Origin of the sequence: Arthrobacter sp. ISL-5, assembly GCF_018613835.1 — a bacterium.
GTDB lineage: Bacteria > Actinomycetota > Actinomycetes > Actinomycetales > Micrococcaceae > Arthrobacter.
Genome location: NZ_JAGGPM010000018.1, coordinates 1 through 18,725 on the forward strand (window position 1 = coordinate 1; position 18,725 = coordinate 18,725).

The window sequence follows — 18,725 nt, forward strand, 5'->3', positions numbered from 1 at the left end:
TCGGACTCGATGCAACGGCACCCGATGCCAATCTAGCTGACCCGCTGAGCTTCGAAGTCCCCGTCCCGCGGCTCAATGCTTTCGTCGCGGACGGCGACTCGCTCAGCGAGATCACTTACCGGGTGCGCCGCAGGGTGGACCGGGCCGTCCAGACGCTGGTCCAGGCGGACGTGTCCGCGCTGCAGGCAGACCTTGAAGAAATCGCCGCCATGGAACTCGCGAAAGTGGGCGAATCCGGCGTCCCGGTGGGGGCCGACGACGCCGTGCAGCGCATGTCCGCCCGGGACTGGTCCCCGCTCGGGGCCATGGAGTCGGTGCAGGCCGTGCTGGACGCCCTATCCGTGGAGCGCACCGGCGAAGCCCAGCCGGTCATGCCGCTGGCCACGATCTCGGTGACCGAGGACATGGCCACCGCCATGCGCATGCACGCCATGGGCTGGCAAAGCGTCTACCACCACGAAGTGCTCGCCTACGGCCTGGCTCCGGAGGACATCGCCACCATGCTGACGCAACGGCTGCGCTGGGCGCAGGGCACCATGCAGGTGTTGCTCCGCGAGAACCCGCTGGTGCAGCGCGGCCTCAAATGGGGCCAGCGGCTCATGTACTTCGCCACCATGTGGACCTACCTGAGCGGATTTGCCGCGGTGGTCTACTTCGCCGCGCCCATCGTCTACCTTTTGCTCGGCATCCTGCCGGTGAGCAGCCTCAACGCCGACTTCTTCGTCCGGTTCATCCCGTTCATGATCGTCAATCAGCTGCTGTTCGCCGTCGCCGGCCGGGGGATCCCCACGTGGCGGGGGCAGCAGTACAGCCTCGCGCTGTTTCCCACCTGGATCAAGGCCTGCACGACGGCGGCCCGCAACGCCTGGTTCGGACGTCCCCTCGGGTTTGCGGTCACCCCGAAAGACCGCCAGACCGGCGGTCCGAGCTGGAGCCTGATCCGCCCGCAGATTGTGGTTGCGGTGCTGCTGGTGATCGCGGCCGCAGTGGGCATGGCGCGCCTTGCCGCCGGACTGTCCGAACCCGTCGGTACGCTGGTCAACGTGGCCTGGGTGGTGTTCGACATCGCGGTCATGAGGATCCTGGTCCGCGCGGTGCAGTACAAGGGATTCGAGCCGGAGACTTCACAGCAGGAGGGGGACGCCGTCCCCGCCGAGGGCTTGATCGAGGAAAGGAAGATCGATGGAACTTAGCTATGAGGTCAAGGACTCGTATGCGGAGATCAGGGCGGCCGGGCGGCTGAACATGGTGTCCGCGCCCAAACTCCGGGAATTCGTGGCGGACGTGGTCGCATCGGGGTCCAGCCGCATCGTGGTGAACCTTGAGGACACCGCCTTCATGGATTCCTCCGGCCTCGGCGCCCTCATCGGCTGCCTCAAGGCCGCGCGGCAGGCAGGTGGCGACCTCCGGATCGCGGCCGTCCAGCCGCAGGTGAAGATGGTGCTGGAACTGACAAGCATGGACCGTGTCCTGACCTCCTATGCCTCGGCCGCTGAGGCATTCGAAAATGACTGATGCCCTGGCCCGCCGGAGCTTCCGGGACCGGGCCACGCCTGAGGCCATCGAATCCGTCCACAACCAGCTGGACGCCCTGTGGGAGGACGCGTCGTTCGTTCCTGACATGGACCGCATGACGTTCACCACCGCCGTCATCGAGGCCGCGGCCAATGTTGTGCAGCATGCGGTGCCGGAGTCGGCGGCGCCGGTTGAACTTGGGGTGGACATCAGCATCCGGCAGTCCAGCTTGGAAGCCCGTGTCAGCGCTTTTGGCGCCGCGCGGCCGGAAGGCGGCGGGATGGAGCCCAGGATGCCCGGCAACGACGCCGAGTCAGGACGCGGCCTGGCCCTCATCCGTGCCCTGGTCACCACCGTGACATTCACTCGGCAGGACGGGACCAATGTCTGGATCCTGTCCCGGGACTCAACCCCGGCCTGACCGCCAGAGCTGCGGCGATCCGTCGCTGATCCTTGACACCGGAGCGCTCCGTCCGCTTCACTATTACGTATGCTGAAATAACAGTTCCATGATGCGGAACTAAGGTGCGGTTCGCACGTTGGTTTCGCCGGGAGAAGGCCCGGCTCTCCGCATAGCCGTCACCGTGGATGCCAGCACCTGCCTGAGGAATCACCAAGTGAAGCTTGCCGAATTCAATGACGCTGACCGAGCCGCTGCCAGGGCCGTACTCCGGCCGTGCATCGACGTCCAGCGCTGGGTGGACCAGATCGCCGACGCACGGCCGTTCGCCTCTGTCGGGGAACTCCTGGACGGAGCCCGCGAGGCCGCGGCACCGTTCACGGCCGAAGAGATCGAAGCTGCGCTGGCGCACCACCCGCGCATCGGCGAACGCCCCGCCGCCCAAACCGCCGAAGCGTCCATGTCCCGCTCGGAACAGTCCGGCGTCGACCCGGCGGACACCGCTGTAGCCGAAGCGCTGGCCCGCGGAAACCGCGCTTACGAGGAAAAGTTCGGCCGGGTCTTCCTGATCCGCGCCGCCGGCCGCACCGCCCCCGAAATCCTGGCCGCGCTGAACGAGCGCCTGGCCAACACCCCGGCGCAGGAAGACGCCATTGTTGCCCAGCAGCTGCGTGAAATCGCCCTGCTGCGCCTCGAAGGAGTGATCAGCGAATGACCGTTTCCCACGTCACCACCCACGTCCTGGACACCGGCGCCGGCCTCCCGGCGGCGGGGGTCGCCGTCGTGCTTTACGCGAACGACGGCGGCAACTGGACCCAGCTGGCGAGCGGCACCACCGATGCCGACGGCCGCGCGAAGGACCTCGGCCCCGAGCGGCTGGCGCCCGGCAAATACCGGCTGAACTTCGCCACCGGCACCTACTACGCACAGCAGGGCACGTCCACGTTTTTCCCGGAGGTGGACCTGGTCTTCGAAGTGACTGGCGCCGAGCACTACCATGTGCCGCTGCTGCTGAGCCCCTTCGCCTACTCCACCTACCGCGGAAGCTGAAAGGAGCAACCATGAGGCTAATGCGTATTGGCCCGGCAGGCGCCGAGATCCCCGTGGTCCTGGACGACGGGGGCCGGGCGTATGACCTCCGGCCGGTCACCCGGGACATCGACGGCGACTTCCTGCAGGCATGGGCCGGCCAACTCGGCGAACTGGACCTGTCAGGCCTTCCGCAGGTGACCATCGAGGGCAGGCGCATCGGCGCCCCGATAGCGCGGCCGGGTGCCGTGATCGGCGTCGGACTGAACTACGCTGCGCACGCCGCGGAATCCGGCCTCCCGGTGCCGGAGCGGCCCATCATTTTCTTCAAGCACCCCAACACCGTCGTGGGACCTGACGACGACGTCGTGATCCCGCCCGGTGCACAGCGGGTGGACTGGGAGGTGGAGCTCGGCGTGGTGATCGGCCGGCGGGCCAGCTATCTGGGGTCCGATGCCGATGCCGCCGCGTGCATCGCGGGTTTTGTGCTTTCCAACGACGTCTCCGAGCGCGAGTACCAGCTGGAACACTCCGGGCCGCAGTGGTCGCTCGGGAAGTCCTGCCCCACGTTCAACCCGGTGGGCCCGTGGCTCGTGCCCGCCACGGACGTTGATGCGGGCAATATCCGGCTGGCGTCGTGGGTCAACGACGAAACCCGGCAGGACAGTTCGACGGCGGACATGGTGTTCGGTCCCGCCGAACTGGTCCGGCGCCTCTCGCAGTACATGGTGCTCGAACCCGGCGACCTCATCACCACAGGCACCCCGGAAGGCGTGGCGCTGTCCGGACGGTTCCCGTACCTCAAGGCAGGCGACGTCATGCGGATGTCCGGCGGCAAGCTCCTCGGCGAGCAGCGGCAGCGGCTCGTGGACGCCGGGCGGGCCTGAACAAGGCCGCCCGGGGCAGCGGCGGCGGCCGCACCGCCGGATGACAGTAGGCTAGATGGCATGGCTTCTGACGACCACCCCATGCCTGAACGGCGCGAAATCACCGTGCGGCGCGCACCCAAGTATGTTCCGTTCCTGATCCTGGGCGGGATTGTGGGCATTGCCGCGGCGGCGGTCATTGCCTACGCGCTTCCCGGCGACCCCAGCTACGACCGCGGCGCGGTCTTCGGCTTCTTCATGGTGCTGTGCGGCGCCGGCGGTGTGATCCTCGGCGCAATTGCGGCGCTGGTCCTGGACCGGCTGAGCGTCAAGCGGGCGCGGCACGCCGTCGTCGAGGCCGCTCCCGAGGCGGACCAGGCCCTGCCTGACGCGGAACGGGACACTTCCAGGGACCGCACGCGGGACGACAACGGCGAACCCGGCCTCCGGTCATAAACGGGCCGCCGGAAGTTCCTTACCCGATGACGTGAGATAATCGACCAGTGGCACGCGGCGATGGAAAACTTTCTCATGATCTTCTCCCTGGCGAAAAAGGCCCTCAGGACGCTTGCGGCGTCTTCGGGGTCTGGGCACCAGGTGAAGAAGTAGCAAAACTCACCTATTACGGGCTGTATGCACTGCAGCACCGCGGTCAGGAGTCGGCTGGTATTGCCACCAGCGACGGCAAGCGGATCAACGTCTACAAGGACATGGGCCTCGTGTCGCAGGTCTTCGACGAGACCACGCTGAACACCCTGACCGGGCACCTGGCTGTGGGCCACTGCCGCTATTCCACCACCGGAGCCAGCCATTGGGCCAACGCCCAGCCCACGCTCGGCGCCACCGCCACAGGCACCGTGGCCCTGGCGCACAACGGCAACCTGACCAACACAGCCGAACTCAACGCCATGATCAACGAGCGCAACGGCGGCCAGCTCAGCGGCGAGATGAAGCAGGGCAACACCTCCGACACCGCCCTCGTGACGGCGCTGCTCGAAGGCGAAGAGGGGAAGACCCTCGAACAGACCGCCATCGAGCTGCTGCCCAAGATCCGCGGCGGCTTCTGTTTCGTCTTCATGGACGAAGGCACCCTGTACGCGGCCCGCGACACCTTCGGCATCCGCCCGCTGGTCCTCGGCCGGCTGGAGCGCGGCTGGGTGGTCGCCTCCGAGCAGTCCGCCTTGGCCACCGTGGGCGCCAGCTTCATCCGGGAGATCGAGCCCGGCGAATTCATCGCCATCGACGAGCAGGGCGTGCGGTCCCAGCGCTTCGCGGAGTCGACGCCGGCCGGTTGCGTTTTCGAGTACGTGTACCTCGCGCGCCCCGACGCCGCGATCGCCGGGCGGTCCGTGTACGAATCCCGCGTGGAGATGGGCCGCCAGCTGGCCCGCGAAAACACCCAGGAAGCGGACATCGTCATCCCCGTCCCTGAGTCCGGCACTCCAGCCGCGGTGGGCTACGCCGAGGAATCCGGCATCCCGTTCGCCCACGGCTTCGTCAAGAACTCCTACGTGGGCCGCACCTTCATCCAGCCCTCGCAGACGCTGCGCCAGCTCGGCATCCGGCTCAAGCTCAACGCCCTGGAATCCGTAATCCGGGGCAAGCGTGTTGTGGTGGTGGACGACTCGATCGTCCGCGGCAACACCCAGCGCGCCATCGTGCGGATGCTCCGCGAAGCGGGCGCCGCGAGCGTCCACATCAAGATTTCCTCCCCGCCGGTCAAGTGGCCCTGCTTCTACGGCATCGACTTCGCGTCCCGGGCCGAACTCATCGCCAACGGCGCCACCATCGAAGAAATCACCCAGGCCATCGGCGCCGATTCGCTGGCCTATATCTCCGAAGACGGAATGATCGACGCCACCAGGCAGCCCCGCGAACGCCTCTGCACCGCCTGCTTCACGGGCAAGTACCCCATTGAGCTCCCCGGCTCGGACAAGCTCGGCAAGAACCTGCTGGAACGTACGGACCTCGGCGGCCTGCCGGTCTCCCCTGCCGCTGATACCGTCCGTGCCGCTGCCCCCGCTGCAGCCCGCGCCGCCGCAGCCCCCGCGGAACCTGCACTCGTGTCACCCGGAAACCCGGAGAGCATCCCCGTCACCGAGGATCCGGCGGAGAAGCCGGGCGCCACGGGCTGCGATCCCGGGCCGGATTCCGAGTTCGAGAACCTGCTCACCGACGCCGACCGCGTTTCCGACGTCCACCACGACGCTGCCATCGTCGGCGCTGATAAGAAAGAGTCCGTATGACTTCCGCCTCCTCCACTGCTGACATGAATGCCGCCCAGAACAACGCCGGCATCACCTACGCGTCCGCGGGTGTCGACGTCGAAGCGGGAGACCGCGCCGTCGAGCTCATGAAGGGCGCCGTCAAGGCGACCCACAACGCTTCGGTGATTGGCGGCGTCGGCGGGTTCGCCGGCCTGTACGACGTCTCGAGGCTGCTGACCTACAAGCGGCCCCTGCTGGCCACCTCCACGGACGGCGTGGGCACCAAGGTGGCCATCGCCCAGGCCATGGACATCCATGACACCATCGGCTTCGACCTCGTGGGCATGGTGGTGGACGACATCGTGGTGGTGGGCGCCGAGCCGCTGTACATGACCGACTACATCGCCTGCGGCAAGGTGGTTCCCGAGCGCATCGCGGACATCGTCCGTGGCATCGCGGCCGCGTGCTCCGTGGCCGGCACCGCCCTGGTGGGCGGCGAAACCGCCGAGCACCCGGGCCTGCTGGGCGAGCACGAATACGACGTCGCCGGCGCAGCCACCGGCGTTGTTGAAGCCGACGCCCTGCTGGGACCGGACCGCGTCCGCGCCGGCGATGTGGTGATCGGCATGGCTTCCTCCGGCCTGCACTCCAACGGCTACTCACTGGTCCGCCGCGTCATCAACCACGCCGGCTGGGCCTTGGACCGCCAGGTCTCCGAACTGGGCCGCACACTGGGCGAGGAACTGCTGGAACCCACCCGCGTCTACGCCGCCGACTGCCTCGACCTCGCCCGCGCCTTCCCCGTGACCGCAGGCCGGGCCGTCCACGGCTTCAGCCACGTCACCGGCGGCGGACTCGCCGCAAACCTGGCCCGCGTCCTGCCCCAGGGCCTCGTGGCCACGGTTGACCGCTCCACCTGGGAACTGCCGGCCATCTTCAAGCTGGTCTCGGAACTCGGCCGCGTCCCGCTGGCCGACCTCGAGCGCACGCTCAACCTCGGCGTGGGCATGGTGGCCATCGTTTCCGCGGACGCGGCGGACGCCGCTGTGGCGCGCTTGAACGAACGCGGCCTGCCGTCCTGGATCATGGGCGCCGTCAGCGCCGCCTCCGACTCGGTGCTCAAGACCGGGCCGGACTACGTCCAGGGCGCCAAGGGCGTGGACGGCGGGGCCGTGCAGATGGTCAATACCTACGCTTAAATACGTCATCGAGTGCTCCCCACCGGCCCTTTAGAAGGTTCATAAGGGCAGGTACGGAGCACTCGATGCGTTTTTAGACCTCGAGGACGCTGAACACGCCGCCCTGGGGGTCCTTCAGCGTGGCAATGGAACCGCCATCCTCGGCGAACTCGGGCTCAACCAGCACCTCAGCCCCGGCTGCCACGGCAGCGAGCACGGCCTCGGACACGCTGGACACGCCAAAATAGACCTGCCAGCCCAGCTCGTCGCCAGACTGCGTCTCCTCCTCCGGCCCGGCGTCCTCCTCCGGCTCCATGTCCTCATCCAGCGACGGCGCCGGGGCGACCCCGGCCACTTCTGCGCCGTCCACCATCAGCGTGGTGTACGTGCCGCCGTCGTCCTGCGGGTATTCGGTCACGTCATGGCCGAACAGCCGCTGGAAAAATCCGACGGCGGCCGCCGGCTGGGGCGTCACGAGCTCGGCCCATGAAAACGCACCGGGCTCGCCGTACCGTCCGCTGCCCGGGTGGGTTCCGGCCAGCCAGACGCCGGTCGCGCCGCCGCCGGGAGGCTCCACGAAAACCATGGTTCCGGTGTCGCCGACCTCCTCTGGCCCGAACTGCACCGTGCCGCCCGCGAGCGGGGTCTCTTCGGCGATGGCGCGGGCGTCGTCAGCGGCGAGGTAGACGTTCCACTGCGCAGGCGCGGAGGCGGCCTCCTGGTCCGGAGGCTGCGGCGCGATGACCGCCACCACGTCGTCGTCCAGGAAGGCCTTCGAGTAGCTGCGCCCGTCCGGCGTAGGGAGGTCCTCGTAGCGCCAGCCGAACACCGCGGCATAGAAGGACTTCGCGGCCGCCACATCGGGGGTCTGGACGTCGGTCCAGCACACCTCCCCGTGGTTGTACCCGTTGCGCTGAACCATGCCGCTCATTCCTTCCGTTGGACAGACATCCCTAACAGGCTAGACGTGCACAGGCCGTCCGGTGAAGGCCACCAGCCGCTCCAGGCTGGTTGCCGACTCCGCCACCTGCTGGGCGGGGGCGAAACTGCCGCCGGCGCGGACCTGGTCGCTGATGGTCTGCTGGGCGAGCACCTCGACGTAGTCGGTCAGGGCATCTGAAACGCTCAGGTCTGCCCCGAGCGCCTTGCTGAAGTCCCAGGCGTGAACCAGGAATTCCAGGTTGAGGATGGCGGCAACCATCGTGGCGGGCAGCTCGGCAAAGCCCATGTCGACGGTTCCTTCCAGTCCTCGCCGGTAGAAGGCTTCCAGAACCGGCTGCGCGAGGTCGGCGATGCGGGCTTCCGGGGCCTTCGCGGCGTCATCAGTGACGGGCGCACCCAGCGCCTGCCCGATCCCGCTGATCGAACCGGCCAGGTGGTCCAGCAGCTGGCCCACGTTGTAGTCGGCGCAGGGGGTCTGGGCGTCGAGGTCCGCCGGAGTGAGCGAGCGCAGCACACGCTCCAGCACCGCCAGGGTGGCATCGGCAGCGACGAGCTCGTTGAGGGGGTCCGGAGCAGCCGCCCACTCGTCCGCGCCTGCGTCTCCGCTGGTTGCCTCGGCCACCAGGCGGCCCAGGTAGTGGTTCCAGCCTTCGGCATGGGCCACTTCCTGCTGCTCGCTGAGGCCTTCGTGGACCAGGCGTACCGAGGTGCCGCCGCTGGCCGGCTCCAGCGTGATGGACACGACGGAGTCCGACGGCGCCATCGCGTCGCTTTGTTCCCAGCCCCAGGTGAACACCACTCGCTTGCCCGGTTCAATCTCGCTGAACGTGCCGGTGGCGTGGTTCCCCGGCGTGACGGTCCAGCGGTACTCACCGCCGACCTTCAGGTCGACGCGGGCCGCAACGGTCTGCCAGCGGCGGAGGCGTTCCGGCTCGGTGATCAGGGCAAACGCCTGGTCGATATCCAGCGGGAGAAGGACAGTCTTGTCGAAAGTCATGATTTTTCCTTGGGGTTGTGGAGGGGAAGAGCGGCATGCCTGCCGGCGTCGGCCACGAGCTGGTCCAGCTCGCTGGTCCAGAACTGATCAAAGAGCCGGCGGAGTTCGTTCATGCCCGCGGCGTCCAGTCGGTAGAACCTGTTCCGGCCTTCCTTGCGGGCCACCACGAGTCCGGCCTGCTCCAGCAGCAGCAGGTGCTGTGAGACGGCGGATCTGCTGACGGTGAACTCGAGTGCAAGCTCCGTTACGGTCTTCTCGCCGCCCGCCAGCAGCTGCAGCAGGCGGCGGCGGTTGGGTTCCGCGGCGACTTCGAGGGGATCAAGCACGGTCATTACGTTAGCGTCCACTAACGCATTCCGTCAACAGCTCTTTTGGGCACTAAAAAACCCGCCGGGCATGCCACTGAGTGGCATGCCCGGCGGGCGTAATAGCTGTGCTGGACCCTGGGCTCGGAAGGCAAGCCCTCCGGAAATCAGGGAACAAGAAAAACGGGTGCCTGAAGAGAACGACGCACATACGTACGACCGCGGCATACAGCTGAGTGCCTTACGGCACATTCAGGCTGGAACGACTAACCGATCCGACGGGTGTCAACCTCGTCGTCGTCTTCGTCCAAATCGTCCGCGTACTTATCCACGTAGGCTGAATAGTCCGGTTCGACCGGTTCATTCGCGAAATGGCTCGTTGCACGACTTCCCGGACCCGTGAGCTCACGCTGAAGGGCCGAATAGTCAGTGTTCGGGGAGTAGTACTTGATGTCCCGAGCCTGCTTGGTAGCTTTTGCCTTTTGACGGCCGCGCCCCATGGCGTGACCCCCTTTTGTACTTGGACCGGAGGTGGTCACCTTGGCTATCGGTGAGGCCCCGGAATGTTTGGTCAATTTGTCGTATCCCTAGATTACATGCTTTCGGCGGCAACTGCTCGCCAGTGGGGCGCCCGCCGGGCCGGTGTCGCGGCCACAACCGCGGCATTCAAGGGGTCGCATGGATTTTTTGTTCGGTAGAGTCTCCTGAACGATTGAAAATAGGCGGGCCGGTGACCCGACGGAAATCCCCGCGGGGAATGGCCGCCGGGACTCGCCGCCCGATACCAACCGCCCATATTTCCTGCTCAACTTTTCTGCTCAACGCAGAATTGACCGCTATGCCGAGAACGCCCGGAAGGGGTGCCGCCCCCAGTGACTGAAGACCATCCGACCCACGGTGAGGACCCGCAGACGGCTGCGCAGTCCCGGACCGTGCCTCCTCTCCCGGCCGCCCCTCCCCATCCGGCCGCGCCGCCGCACCCGGCCATTCCTCCCCACCCCACAGTTCCTCCCCACCCCGCCGCGCCGCCGCGCATCACGTCCCGGACCGCATGGCGCCGCCCGACTGCGGATGCCAGGCAGGTCATGGTCAAGGCCGGGTTCGTGACCGCGCTGCTGGCCGTGGGAGGCCTGCTCATCTGGCTGCTGACCTCACTGTTGGCTACGGCCACGCAGCAGTCCGCGAACCACCCCGGGGCGCCCGAGGAAACTGCTTCCCCCGCCGCACCCTCCGCGTCCGCCCGGCCCAGCCTGCCGCTGACGGGAGTGAGCCCGCTGGATTTCCGCGTGGGTGACTGTTTCAAGGACTTCGATCCGGAGGCGATCGAATCCACGGTGGTGGCGTGCACCACTAATCATTCCTCCCAATTGGTGGCCGTCCACTACTACGCGGCCGCGGACAGCTACCCCGGCGCCGACGCCATGAAAGCCAGGGCGCGGGAGGCCTGCCAGTCGGCAGCGCTGACGGGCAAATCCAACGCCTACGACCTGAACTACCGGCTTGCCTACCCCAGCAACACAAGCTGGGGCCAGGGCGACCGCCGCGTGGACTGCTACGTCACCGCGGCGGCCGGCAACATCATCAAGGCCAGCCTGCTCCCCTAGCCGTGCCGGTGCGGCTGTGCCGGTGCAGCTGATCCGACACAGCCGGTCCAGGCCGGTCCTTTCGCTAGCCCTTCCGGCGGACCGAGAGCCCGCTGCCGGCGGGGGCGCCGCCGTCGGGCCCCACGAGGGCCTCGAGCCCCTCGACGGTGAGTTCGTCGACGTCGGCCGCGGTGTCCACGAGCACGGTGTCGCCGTCCGCGATTTCGCCGGTCAGGATGGCCTTGGCCAGCCGGTCCCCGATTTCGCGCTGCACAAGGCGGCGCAGCGGCCGGGCGCCGTAGGCGGAATCAAAGCCGGACATGGCCAGCCAGGCACGGGCGCCGTCGGTCACCTCGAGAGAGAGCCGCCGCTCGTGCAGCCTGCGGGACAGCTCGGCCACCTGGAGCTCAACGATCTTGGCGAGCTCGTCCACGGTCAGGGGATCGAACAGCACCACCTCGTCCAGCCGGTTCAGGAACTCCGGCTTGAAGGACGCGTGCACGGTGGCCATCACCGCGTTCCGCTTGGCCTGCGGGTCCAGGGTGGGGTCCACCAGGAACTGGCTGCCCAGGTTGGACGTGAGCACCAGGATCGCATTGCGGAAGTCCACCGTGCGGCCCTGGCCGTCGGTGAGGCGGCCGTCGTCGAGCACCTGCAGGAGGATGTCGAAGACTTCAGGGTGGGCCTTCTCCACCTCGTCCAGCAGCACCACCGAGTACGGCCTGCGGCGGACGGCCTCGGTCAGCTGGCCGCCTTCCTCGTAGCCCACATAGCCCGGAGGCGCCCCCACCAGGCGCGCCACGGAGTGCTTCTCGCCGTACTCGGACATGTCGAGCCTGACCATGGCGCGTTCGTCGTCGAAAAGGAAGTCAGCCAGGGCCTTGGCGAGCTCCGTCTTGCCAACACCCGTGGGTCCCAGGAACAGGAACGATCCGGTGGGCCGGTTGGGGTCGCTGATGCCGGCACGGGCACGGCGCACGGCGTCGGACACGGCGGCCACGGCCTTGGACTGGCCGATCAGCCGCTTGCCGAGTTCCTCCTCCATGTGCAGCAGCTTCTGGCTTTCACCCTGCAGCATCCGCCCGGCGGGAATGCCCGTCCAGGCCGAGATGACCTCGGCTATGTCATCCGCCGTGACTTCCTCGGCCACCATGAGCTCGGGCTTTGCGGCTCCGCTGGCCACGCGGGCCGATTCCTCCTCCGCTGCGGCATTGAGCTCGCGCTCCAGCGCCGGCAGCTCGCCGTACAGGATCCGCGATGCCGCTTCGAGGTCGCCTTCGCGCTGGTACTTGTCCGCCGCGGAGCGCAGCTCGTCCAGCCGTGCCTTCAGGTCGCCCACATGGTTGAGGCCGGCCTTCTCGGCCTCCCAGCGGGCATTGAGCCCGGCGAGGGCCTCCTTCTTGTCGGCCATGTCCGCACGCAGCGCAGCCAGGCGTTCCACCGAGGCGGCGTCCGTCTCGCCGTCCAGGGCCAGTTCCTCCATGGTGAGGCGGTCCACGGCCCGGCGCAGCTGGTCGATTTCCTCCGGCGCCGAGTCGATCTCCATGCGCAGCCGGGAGGCGGCCTCGTCCACGAGGTCGATCGCCTTGTCCGGCAGCTGGCGTCCGGAGATGTAGCGGTTGGAGAGCGACGCGGCCGCAACCAGGGCGGAATCGGCGATGGCCACCTTGTGGTGGGCCTCGTAGCGCTCCTTGAGCCCGCGAAGGATGCCGATGGTGTCGTCCACGCTGGGCTCGCCGACGTAGACCTGCTGGAAGCGGCGCTCCAGGGCGGGGTCCTTCTCGATGTTCTCGCGGTACTCATCCAGCGTGGTGGCGCCGATCAGGCGCAGCTCGCCGCGGGCCAGCATGGGCTTGAGCATGTTGCCCGCATCCATGGAGCTCTCCCCCGTGGCGCCCGCCCCCACTACGGTATGGATCTCGTCGATGAACGTGACGATCTGGCCGTCCGAGTTCTTGATTTCCTCCAGCACAGCCTTGAGCCGTTCCTCGAATTCGCCGCGGTATTTTGCGCCCGCCACCATGGAGGCCAGGTCCAGCGCGATGAGGGTCTTACCGCGCAGGCTTGAGGGCACGTCCCCGGCCACGATGCGCTGTGCAAGGCCCTCGACGACGGCCGTCTTGCCCACGCCGGGCTCGCCGATGATCACCGGGTTGTTCTTGGTGCGGCGGCTCAGCACCTGGATGATCCGCCGGATCTCTGTATCCCGGCCGATCACGGGGTCGAGCTTGCCGGCACGGGCCATGGACGTCAGGTCGGTGCCGAACTTCTCCAGCGCCTGGAAGGTGTTTTCCGGATCCGCGCTGGTCACCTTGCGGTCGCCGCGGACACCGGGCAGCGCGGCGAGCAGCGCTTCATGGGAGGCGCCGGCGTCGCGCAGCAACTTCCCCGCACCGCCGCTGCCCGCTGAGAGGCCAAGCAGCAGGTGCTCCGTGGAGACAAAGGAATCGCCGAGCTTGTCCGCCTCGTTCTGGGCGTTCTGGATGGCCTGGAGGGCGGTGCGGGACAGCTGGGCCTGCTGAACAGAGCTCCCCGAGGTGGCCGGGAGTGCCTTGATGGCGGTGCTGGCCTGCACGCTGACGGCATCCGGATCCGCGCCGGTGGCACGGAGAAGCGCGACGGCGACTCCCTCCCGCTGATCCATCAGCGCCTTGAGCAGGTGGGCCGGCTCCACTTGGGGATTTCCGGCCGTGGAGGCGTTCATGGCTGCGGCCGAAAGAGCCTCCTGGCTCTTGGTGGTGAATTTGACGTCCAAAGCGAGCTCCTTCCGGGAAGTGCATTATCTAAGTTGAGTCTATAACGCTCAACTTTGGCCGGAGGCGCTCACCGCCCGAGTTTGCCGACAGCGAAAACAGCCTTCAAGAGCAAGTGAATTTCCGGCGAACCACTGCCTCTGAACTGTATCCCCAGCACCCGAATCCCCCTAGGATCGGAGCTGTGACCGGGACCGATGGTTCCAACGGCACGATCGCGAGGAGGACCCGCAATGACGAAGTTCGTAGTTCTTTACGCCGCACCGCAGTCCGCACAGTCGCAGATGGCAGAGAGCTCCCCCGAAGCCGCCCAGGAGGGCATGAAGGCCTGGATGGAGTGGGCAGCCAGGGCCGGCGACGGCATCGTGGACATGGGAAATCCGCTCGGCCCAGGCAAGGAAGTCACCACCGCCGGAACCTCTGACACCAACACCCATGTCGGCGGGTACGGCATCCTCCAGGCAGAAGACATGGACGGCGCCCTGGCACTGCTCGAGGGCCACCCCCACCTGATGATGCCCGGCGCCAGCATCCAGGTCTACGAGGCACTCGACATCCCAGGCATGTAAGGCCGCCGGAAATGTAAAACCGACGGGCGACTCCCCCAAGGCGCCGCCCGCCGGTTGCCTGTTTCCTGGCGCCGACCGGTTGCCTCCGCGAGCCGGCCGTTCCGGGAGCGCTAGGAGCCCGCGACCCCGGACACGCTGGTGATCCAGCCGAGGTTCCGCGCAACGGACGCGTGATCGTTGCTGTAGCCGGTGTAGTCAGAGGGGTTCTGCAAAGGCAGGATGCTGGACGTGGACAGCACGCCCGCGAGCTTGCCGTCGACGATCAGCGGGCCGCCCGAATCACCGTTGAGGGTGTGGCCGGTCTCAGATCGCGTGCTGACGGTCGGGCCGCCGGACGTGTCAGAGCCCTGCCCTGCGACGGTGACGTCGGCGGTCTTCAGGAAGTAGGACATGGCGCCGGAGCCTTCAGACTGGTAGCCCCAGCCGTAGACCCTGGCGGCCGCTCCGGTCGCGGGGAAGGAACTGGACAGGCCCACATAGGTCCCGTAGTACGGCGCGGACAGCTTCAGCAGCATGACGTCCCCCATGGGCGAGGCGTAGCGAGCGGCCACCTGCCTGACCGCTCCTCCGCTTTGCAGGTAGGTGGTGCCGAGGCGGACGGACCTCAGGGTCGCCGAGTTGCAGTGTTTGGCAGTGATGACCCAACTGGCCGAGATCTGGCTGCCGGTGCAGCCCACCCTGGTGCCGGTGGCATCGAAAGAAACCTGCGCTGCAAAGGGTGCCGCGGAGACGGGAGTGGCGCTGCCGCCGGAGATGTTCTTGTGGACCGAACCGTCTTCTGCGGGGGCCGCGGTGGCGGCGCCCGCGGGGGCCAGCAGCACCGCCGCCGCGGCAGCAGCCAGTAGTTTGGCGATTTTCAATGCGGTGACTCCTTCGCATTTGGGAGGCGGAGGCGGGGATCACGCTCTCACTCCCGACATGCCCTTCCGAATAAGCGGTTCAACTGAGACACTACGGGCAGTTACGACAGATGTCATATTAAGTGACTAAAGCTGTCACAAAACCGTCACGCCTGGTAGACGGACACCGCCCCCGCCTTGATGACGAAAAACACCGTCATGCCGGGCGCCAGGCCCAGATCGGCGGACGCTGCCGGCGTGATGTCGGCCGAAAGATCCCCTGCGCGGACCCGGATCTGGTCGCCGTGCGGCTCCAGGTCCGTGACGGCCACGGGGAAGGAGTTCCGCGGGCTGCCTTGTGCTTCACTCAGGAAGACGGACACGGCCGACGGCGGGAACACGGCCACGCCTGCCTGGCCGGCGATGAAGGGTCCCGCTTCCATGGCGGAGTCGTGCTGGCCAGCGAATTCCTGCCCGGCGGCCGTCCGGACGCCGTGCTCCGTGAGTGTGCCGGCCACCAGGTTGAGTCCGGCCAGCCCCGCCACGAAGCGGCTGCGGGGCCGCTGCAGGACATCGCGGGTCGGGCCGGCCTCGGTGACCTTGCCGTCTTCGAGGACTATCACCCGGTCTGCCAGCATGAGCGCGTCCAGGACGTCATGGGTGATGATGATCGCGCGCCGTTCCGCAAGGACCTGCTTGAGGAGGCGGCGCAGCAGCGGAGCCGCGTGGATATCCAAGGCGGCCATCGGTTCATCGAGCAAAAGCAGTTGGGGGTCGGCGGCGAGCGCCCTGGCCACCGCAACCCGCTGCGCCTGGCCACCGGAAAGTTCCGCCGGCCGGCGAGTGGCCAGCTCGCCCGCGTCGACGGCGCCGAGCCAGCGGCGGGCCGTTTCACGCGCCTCCTGCCGCGGCGCCCCCTTGCTCCGAGGACCGAAGGCAACGTTTTCGAGCACGGTCAGGTGGGGGAAAAGGAGCGGCTCCTGGGCCAGTAATGCCGTGCCGCGCTGATGCGGCGCCGTCCATGCGGACCGGCCGCCAGCAAGGTCGAAGAGGACCCGGCCGTCCACCTCCGCCCTGCCCGAGTCGGGGTGCAGCAGCCCGGCGATGACGGCCAGCAGCGTGGACTTTCCGGCCCCGTTGGGTCCCATGATGGCCACCGTCTCCGCCGGGCCGACGGTCAGCGACACATCGAAACCGCGGGACCCCACCGCGGCGTCCAGCCGAAACGTCACTGGACGCTCCCGCCGGAGGCGTGTGCCGCCGTCGTACGCGCTGCGGTTCCTGTTCTGCGCGGGCCGCGGTAGGACAGCGCCACCACCGTGACAGCAACGGCCACCAGGACCAGGGAAAGGGCGACGGCGGCATCGGCGTCAGTTTCGCGCTGGAGGTAGATCTCGAGCGGGAGGGTCCGCGTGACTCCCTGCAGGCTGCCCGCGAAGGTCAGTGTGGCGCCGAATTCCCCGAGTCCCCGCGCGAAGGAGAGCACGGCGCCGGAGGCCAGGCCGGGCAGTACGAGGGGCACGGTCACCCGTCGAAGCACGGTGCCGGGCCGGGCGCCGAGCGTGGCTGCCACGGCCTCGTACCTTCCGCCGGCCGTCCGCAGGGCCCCCTCCAGGCTCACCACCAGGAAGGGCAGCGCCACGAACGTCTGGGCGAGGACCACCGCCGCGGTGGAGAATGCCACCTGGATGCCGAGGAGTTCCAGGTTCCTGCCCAGCAGTCCCTGCCGCCCGAAGGTGTAGAGGAGCGCGATGCCGCCCACCACCGGAGGCAGGACGAGGGGCAGCAGCACGAAGGACCGGAGCAGCCGCTGGCCTGGGAAGGTTGCGCGGGCCAAGACGAGGGCAAGCGGCACACCGAGGATGATGCACAGCGCTGTGCTGGCGGCCGATGTCCTGAGGCTCAGCCCCAGTGCCGTGAGTGACGGTTCCGAGGTAATGAGCGGGAGGAACTGCGGCCAGTTGACCCTGGCGGCCATGGCTGCGACCGGCAGGAGGACCAGGAGCCCTCCGACGGCGGCCGCGGCATAGATCCATGCGGGGATCCCGGTGTAGTCGGTGCGTCGTCGACGCATTCCGCCGGTCCGCCGCCGGTCGTTCCTGCTGCTGTGCACGTGTCTGATCCCGGTCCGGGCCGCGGCCCTACGGGGCTCCGAAACCGGCGTCGGCCAGGGTTTTCTGCCCGTCGCTGCCCGTGACAAGGGAGATGAACGCGGCCGCCAGCTCCCTGTTCCTGGTGGTGCCCACGGCGGCGACGGGGTACGTGTTCACGGCCTGGCTCGCTTCCGGAAACGGGATGCCCTCGACCTTGTCCCCGGCGTTCTTCACGTCAGTGACATAGACCAGTCCGGCGTCGGCCTCGCCCGAGGCCACCTTGCCCAAGACGTCAGTGACCGACGATTCCTCGCTCACGGGCTTCAGTGCGGTGCCCGTTGCCTTTTCGATCCTGTCCGCGGCGGCGCCGCACGGCACCTGGCTCGCGCAGACCACCGCCTTGACGCCCGGCCTGGCAAGGTCGGCGAAGGTGCTGATCGAGGCCGGATTGCCTGGCGGCACGGCGATCTCAAGGGTGTTGGTGGCGAAGTTGATCGGATCGCCCACGAGCGATGCCTCCTGCAGCTTGGCCATGTTCTTGCTGTCCGCGGACGCAAAGACGTCAGCGGGGGCGCCCTGGCTGATCTGGGTGACCAGATCCGAGGAGCCGGCGAAGCTGAGCACCACCTCCGTACCGGGGTTCCTGCGCTCGAACTCGTCGGCGAGCCTGGTGAAGGCTGACTTCAGGGATGCGGCAGCGAAGACGGTGAGCTTTCCGGAGAGCCTGGAGCCTCCGCTGGTGCCGGACGCGGCGGCGTTCCCTGTTCCGGGCGCGCCCCCGGTACCGCCGGGTGCGCCCGGGGCGCAGGCCGACAGGGCGGCGGCAAGCAATCCGGCGGTCAGCAGCATCACTGCGGACAATCCGGCGGAATTTTTGCGGACCGGTCTCATATGATGCCCTTCCCCTGGGGAGTCTCGATGATGACCGTGGTGGCTTTGACCACGGCGGTGGCCACGGAGCCGAGTTCCAGCCCCAGCTCCCGTACGGCCTCGCTGCTCATGAGGGACACCACCCGGAACGGCCCGCACTGCAGCTCCACCTGGGCCATGACCTTGTCCGCCGTGATGCCCGTGACCAGGCCCACGAAGCGGTTGCGCGCCGAACTGCCCGCCCTCGCGGGATCCTCCGGAAGGCTCGCCTGCTTCTTGGCCAGCCGGGCGAGCTCCAGACCGTCCACGGCCAAGCGCCCTGCAGAGTCCCTGAGCGGGGTCAGGCTGCCGCCCTCGGTCCACCGGCGGACGGTGTCGTCGCTGACGCCAAGGAACCGGGCTGCCTCGGAAACGCGAATCATTGTCATTCGACTACTTTATTCCACATTTGCGGAGGGGAAGAAGTATTTTATCCGCAAATGCACTTTTGGCTTGGCTGGGCCGGGCCGCCCCGGCCCGACCCCACCCTGCCCGGCCGGGCGGCGGATTCCGGGGTTTCCGGCTATGGTCAGGTCCTCG

21 protein-coding genes are annotated in these 18,725 nt (G+C 67.8%); 11 read left to right on the top strand and 10 right to left on the bottom strand.

All coding sequences use genetic code 11. The annotated features are described in order from the left end of the window. From J7I89_RS10040 to purM, 9 genes are all read left to right on the top strand, one after another. Positions 1 to 1,193, top strand: a 1,193-nt coding sequence (locus J7I89_RS10040; RefSeq protein WP_285290197.1) for a glycosyltransferase family 2 protein, incomplete at its 5' end; no start/stop codon positions are given. Further along, on the top strand, positions 1,183 to 1,515 hold the full coding sequence (locus tag J7I89_RS10045; RefSeq protein WP_214969623.1) for an STAS domain-containing protein: 333 nt from the start codon (positions 1,183 to 1,185) through the stop codon (positions 1,513 to 1,515). The genes J7I89_RS10040 and J7I89_RS10045, both read left to right, overlap by 11 nt. Next, positions 1,508 to 1,936: an ATP-binding protein gene (locus J7I89_RS10050; RefSeq protein WP_214969625.1), complete on the top strand. Its 429-nt coding sequence runs from the start codon at positions 1,508 to 1,510 to the stop codon at positions 1,934 to 1,936. The genes J7I89_RS10045 and J7I89_RS10050 overlap by 8 nt, the downstream gene beginning before the upstream one ends. 196 nt (positions 1,937 to 2,132) lie before the next feature. Then, entirely contained in the window at positions 2,133 to 2,630 is a 498-nt protein-coding gene (gene uraD / locus J7I89_RS10055; RefSeq protein WP_214969628.1) for a 2-oxo-4-hydroxy-4-carboxy-5-ureidoimidazoline decarboxylase, read from the top strand. Further along, entirely contained in the window at positions 2,627 to 2,965 is a 339-nt protein-coding gene (gene uraH / locus J7I89_RS10060) for a hydroxyisourate hydrolase (RefSeq protein WP_214969630.1), read from the top strand. The genes uraD and uraH overlap by 4 nt, the downstream gene beginning before the upstream one ends. Before the next feature lie 11 nt (positions 2,966 to 2,976). After that, positions 2,977 to 3,831, top strand: coding sequence for a fumarylacetoacetate hydrolase family protein (locus J7I89_RS10065; protein ID WP_214969632.1), 855 nt, complete (start codon positions 2,977 to 2,979; stop codon positions 3,829 to 3,831). A 60-nt stretch (positions 3,832 to 3,891) separates the two neighbouring features. Next, positions 3,892 to 4,266 (top strand): hypothetical protein, encoded by a 375-nt coding sequence (locus J7I89_RS10070; RefSeq protein ID WP_214969634.1) that lies wholly within the window; start codon positions 3,892 to 3,894, stop codon positions 4,264 to 4,266. A 47-nt stretch (positions 4,267 to 4,313) separates the two neighbouring features. Further along, positions 4,314 to 6,056 (top strand): amidophosphoribosyltransferase, encoded by a 1,743-nt coding sequence (gene purF / locus J7I89_RS10075; protein WP_214969636.1) that lies wholly within the window; start codon positions 4,314 to 4,316, stop codon positions 6,054 to 6,056. Beyond that, positions 6,053 to 7,216, top strand: coding sequence for a phosphoribosylformylglycinamidine cyclo-ligase (gene purM / locus J7I89_RS10080; protein ID WP_214969637.1), 1,164 nt, complete (start codon positions 6,053 to 6,055; stop codon positions 7,214 to 7,216). The genes purF and purM overlap by 4 nt, the downstream gene beginning before the upstream one ends. Positions 7,217 to 7,289: 73 nt before the next feature. Here the strand turns inward: purM and J7I89_RS10085 are convergent, their stop codons facing one another. The 4 genes from J7I89_RS10085 to J7I89_RS10100 form a co-directional block, all read right to left on the bottom strand. After that, on the bottom strand, positions 7,290 to 8,117 hold the full coding sequence (locus tag J7I89_RS10085) for a VOC family protein (protein WP_214969639.1): 828 nt from the start codon (positions 8,115 to 8,117) through the stop codon (positions 7,290 to 7,292). Between the two features lie 39 nt (positions 8,118 to 8,156). Continuing rightward, positions 8,157 to 9,134 (bottom strand): TIGR03086 family metal-binding protein, encoded by a 978-nt coding sequence (locus J7I89_RS10090; protein ID WP_214969640.1) that lies wholly within the window; start codon positions 9,132 to 9,134, stop codon positions 8,157 to 8,159. Beyond that, on the bottom strand, positions 9,131 to 9,466 hold the full coding sequence (locus J7I89_RS10095; RefSeq protein WP_214969642.1) for a helix-turn-helix transcriptional regulator: 336 nt from the start codon (positions 9,464 to 9,466) through the stop codon (positions 9,131 to 9,133). The genes J7I89_RS10090 and J7I89_RS10095 overlap by 4 nt, the downstream gene beginning before the upstream one ends. Before the next feature lie 239 nt (positions 9,467 to 9,705). Continuing rightward, positions 9,706 to 9,939 carry a DUF3073 domain-containing protein gene (locus tag J7I89_RS10100; protein WP_056624544.1) on the bottom strand — a complete coding sequence of 78 codons (234 nt, stop codon included), beginning with the start codon at positions 9,937 to 9,939 and terminating at the stop codon, positions 9,706 to 9,708. 372 nt (positions 9,940 to 10,311) lie between these two features. Here J7I89_RS10100 and J7I89_RS10105 point away from each other — a divergent pair, with 372 nt between their 5' ends. Beyond that, entirely contained in the window at positions 10,312 to 11,043 is a 732-nt protein-coding gene (locus tag J7I89_RS10105; RefSeq protein WP_214969644.1) for a septum formation family protein, read from the top strand. Positions 11,044 to 11,107: 64 nt separating this feature from the next. Here the strand turns inward: J7I89_RS10105 and clpB are convergent, their stop codons facing one another. Next, positions 11,108 to 13,777 (bottom strand): ATP-dependent chaperone ClpB, encoded by a 2,670-nt coding sequence (clpB, locus tag J7I89_RS10110; protein WP_214969645.1) that lies wholly within the window; start codon positions 13,775 to 13,777, stop codon positions 11,108 to 11,110. Positions 13,778 to 14,008: 231 nt separating this feature from the next. Here clpB and J7I89_RS10115 point away from each other — a divergent pair, with 231 nt between their 5' ends. Beyond that, positions 14,009 to 14,344: a YciI family protein gene (locus J7I89_RS10115; protein ID WP_214969647.1), complete on the top strand. Its 336-nt coding sequence runs from the start codon at positions 14,009 to 14,011 to the stop codon at positions 14,342 to 14,344. A gap of 110 nt (positions 14,345 to 14,454) precedes the next feature. On the opposite strand, the gene J7I89_RS10120 is transcribed toward J7I89_RS10115, so the two are convergent. The 5 genes from J7I89_RS10120 to J7I89_RS10140 all read right to left on the bottom strand — a co-directional run bounded on the left by J7I89_RS10120 (position 14,455) and on the right by J7I89_RS10140 (position 18,574). After that, complete coding sequence (locus J7I89_RS10120) at positions 14,455 to 15,204, bottom strand: trypsin-like serine protease (RefSeq protein WP_214969649.1); 750 nt, start codon at positions 15,202 to 15,204, stop codon at positions 14,455 to 14,457. A gap of 146 nt (positions 15,205 to 15,350) precedes the next feature. Continuing rightward, complete coding sequence (locus tag J7I89_RS10125; protein ID WP_214969650.1) at positions 15,351 to 16,415, bottom strand: sulfate/molybdate ABC transporter ATP-binding protein; 1,065 nt, start codon at positions 16,413 to 16,415, stop codon at positions 15,351 to 15,353. Beyond that, positions 16,412 to 17,257 (bottom strand): ABC transporter permease, encoded by an 846-nt coding sequence (locus J7I89_RS10130; RefSeq protein ID WP_214969755.1) that lies wholly within the window; start codon positions 17,255 to 17,257, stop codon positions 16,412 to 16,414. The genes J7I89_RS10125 and J7I89_RS10130 overlap by 4 nt, the downstream gene beginning before the upstream one ends. A 67-nt stretch (positions 17,258 to 17,324) precedes the next feature. After that, the gene (gene modA, locus J7I89_RS10135) at positions 17,325 to 18,167 is read right to left on the bottom strand and encodes a molybdate ABC transporter substrate-binding protein (RefSeq protein ID WP_214969651.1); all 843 of its coding nucleotides are present in this window, start codon (positions 18,165 to 18,167) and stop codon (positions 17,325 to 17,327) included. Further along, positions 18,164 to 18,574 (bottom strand): molybdopterin-binding protein, encoded by a 411-nt coding sequence (locus tag J7I89_RS10140; RefSeq protein ID WP_214969652.1) that lies wholly within the window; start codon positions 18,572 to 18,574, stop codon positions 18,164 to 18,166. Before J7I89_RS10140 ends, modA begins: the two co-directional genes overlap by 4 nt. Between the last annotated feature and the right edge of the window lie 151 nt (positions 18,575 to 18,725).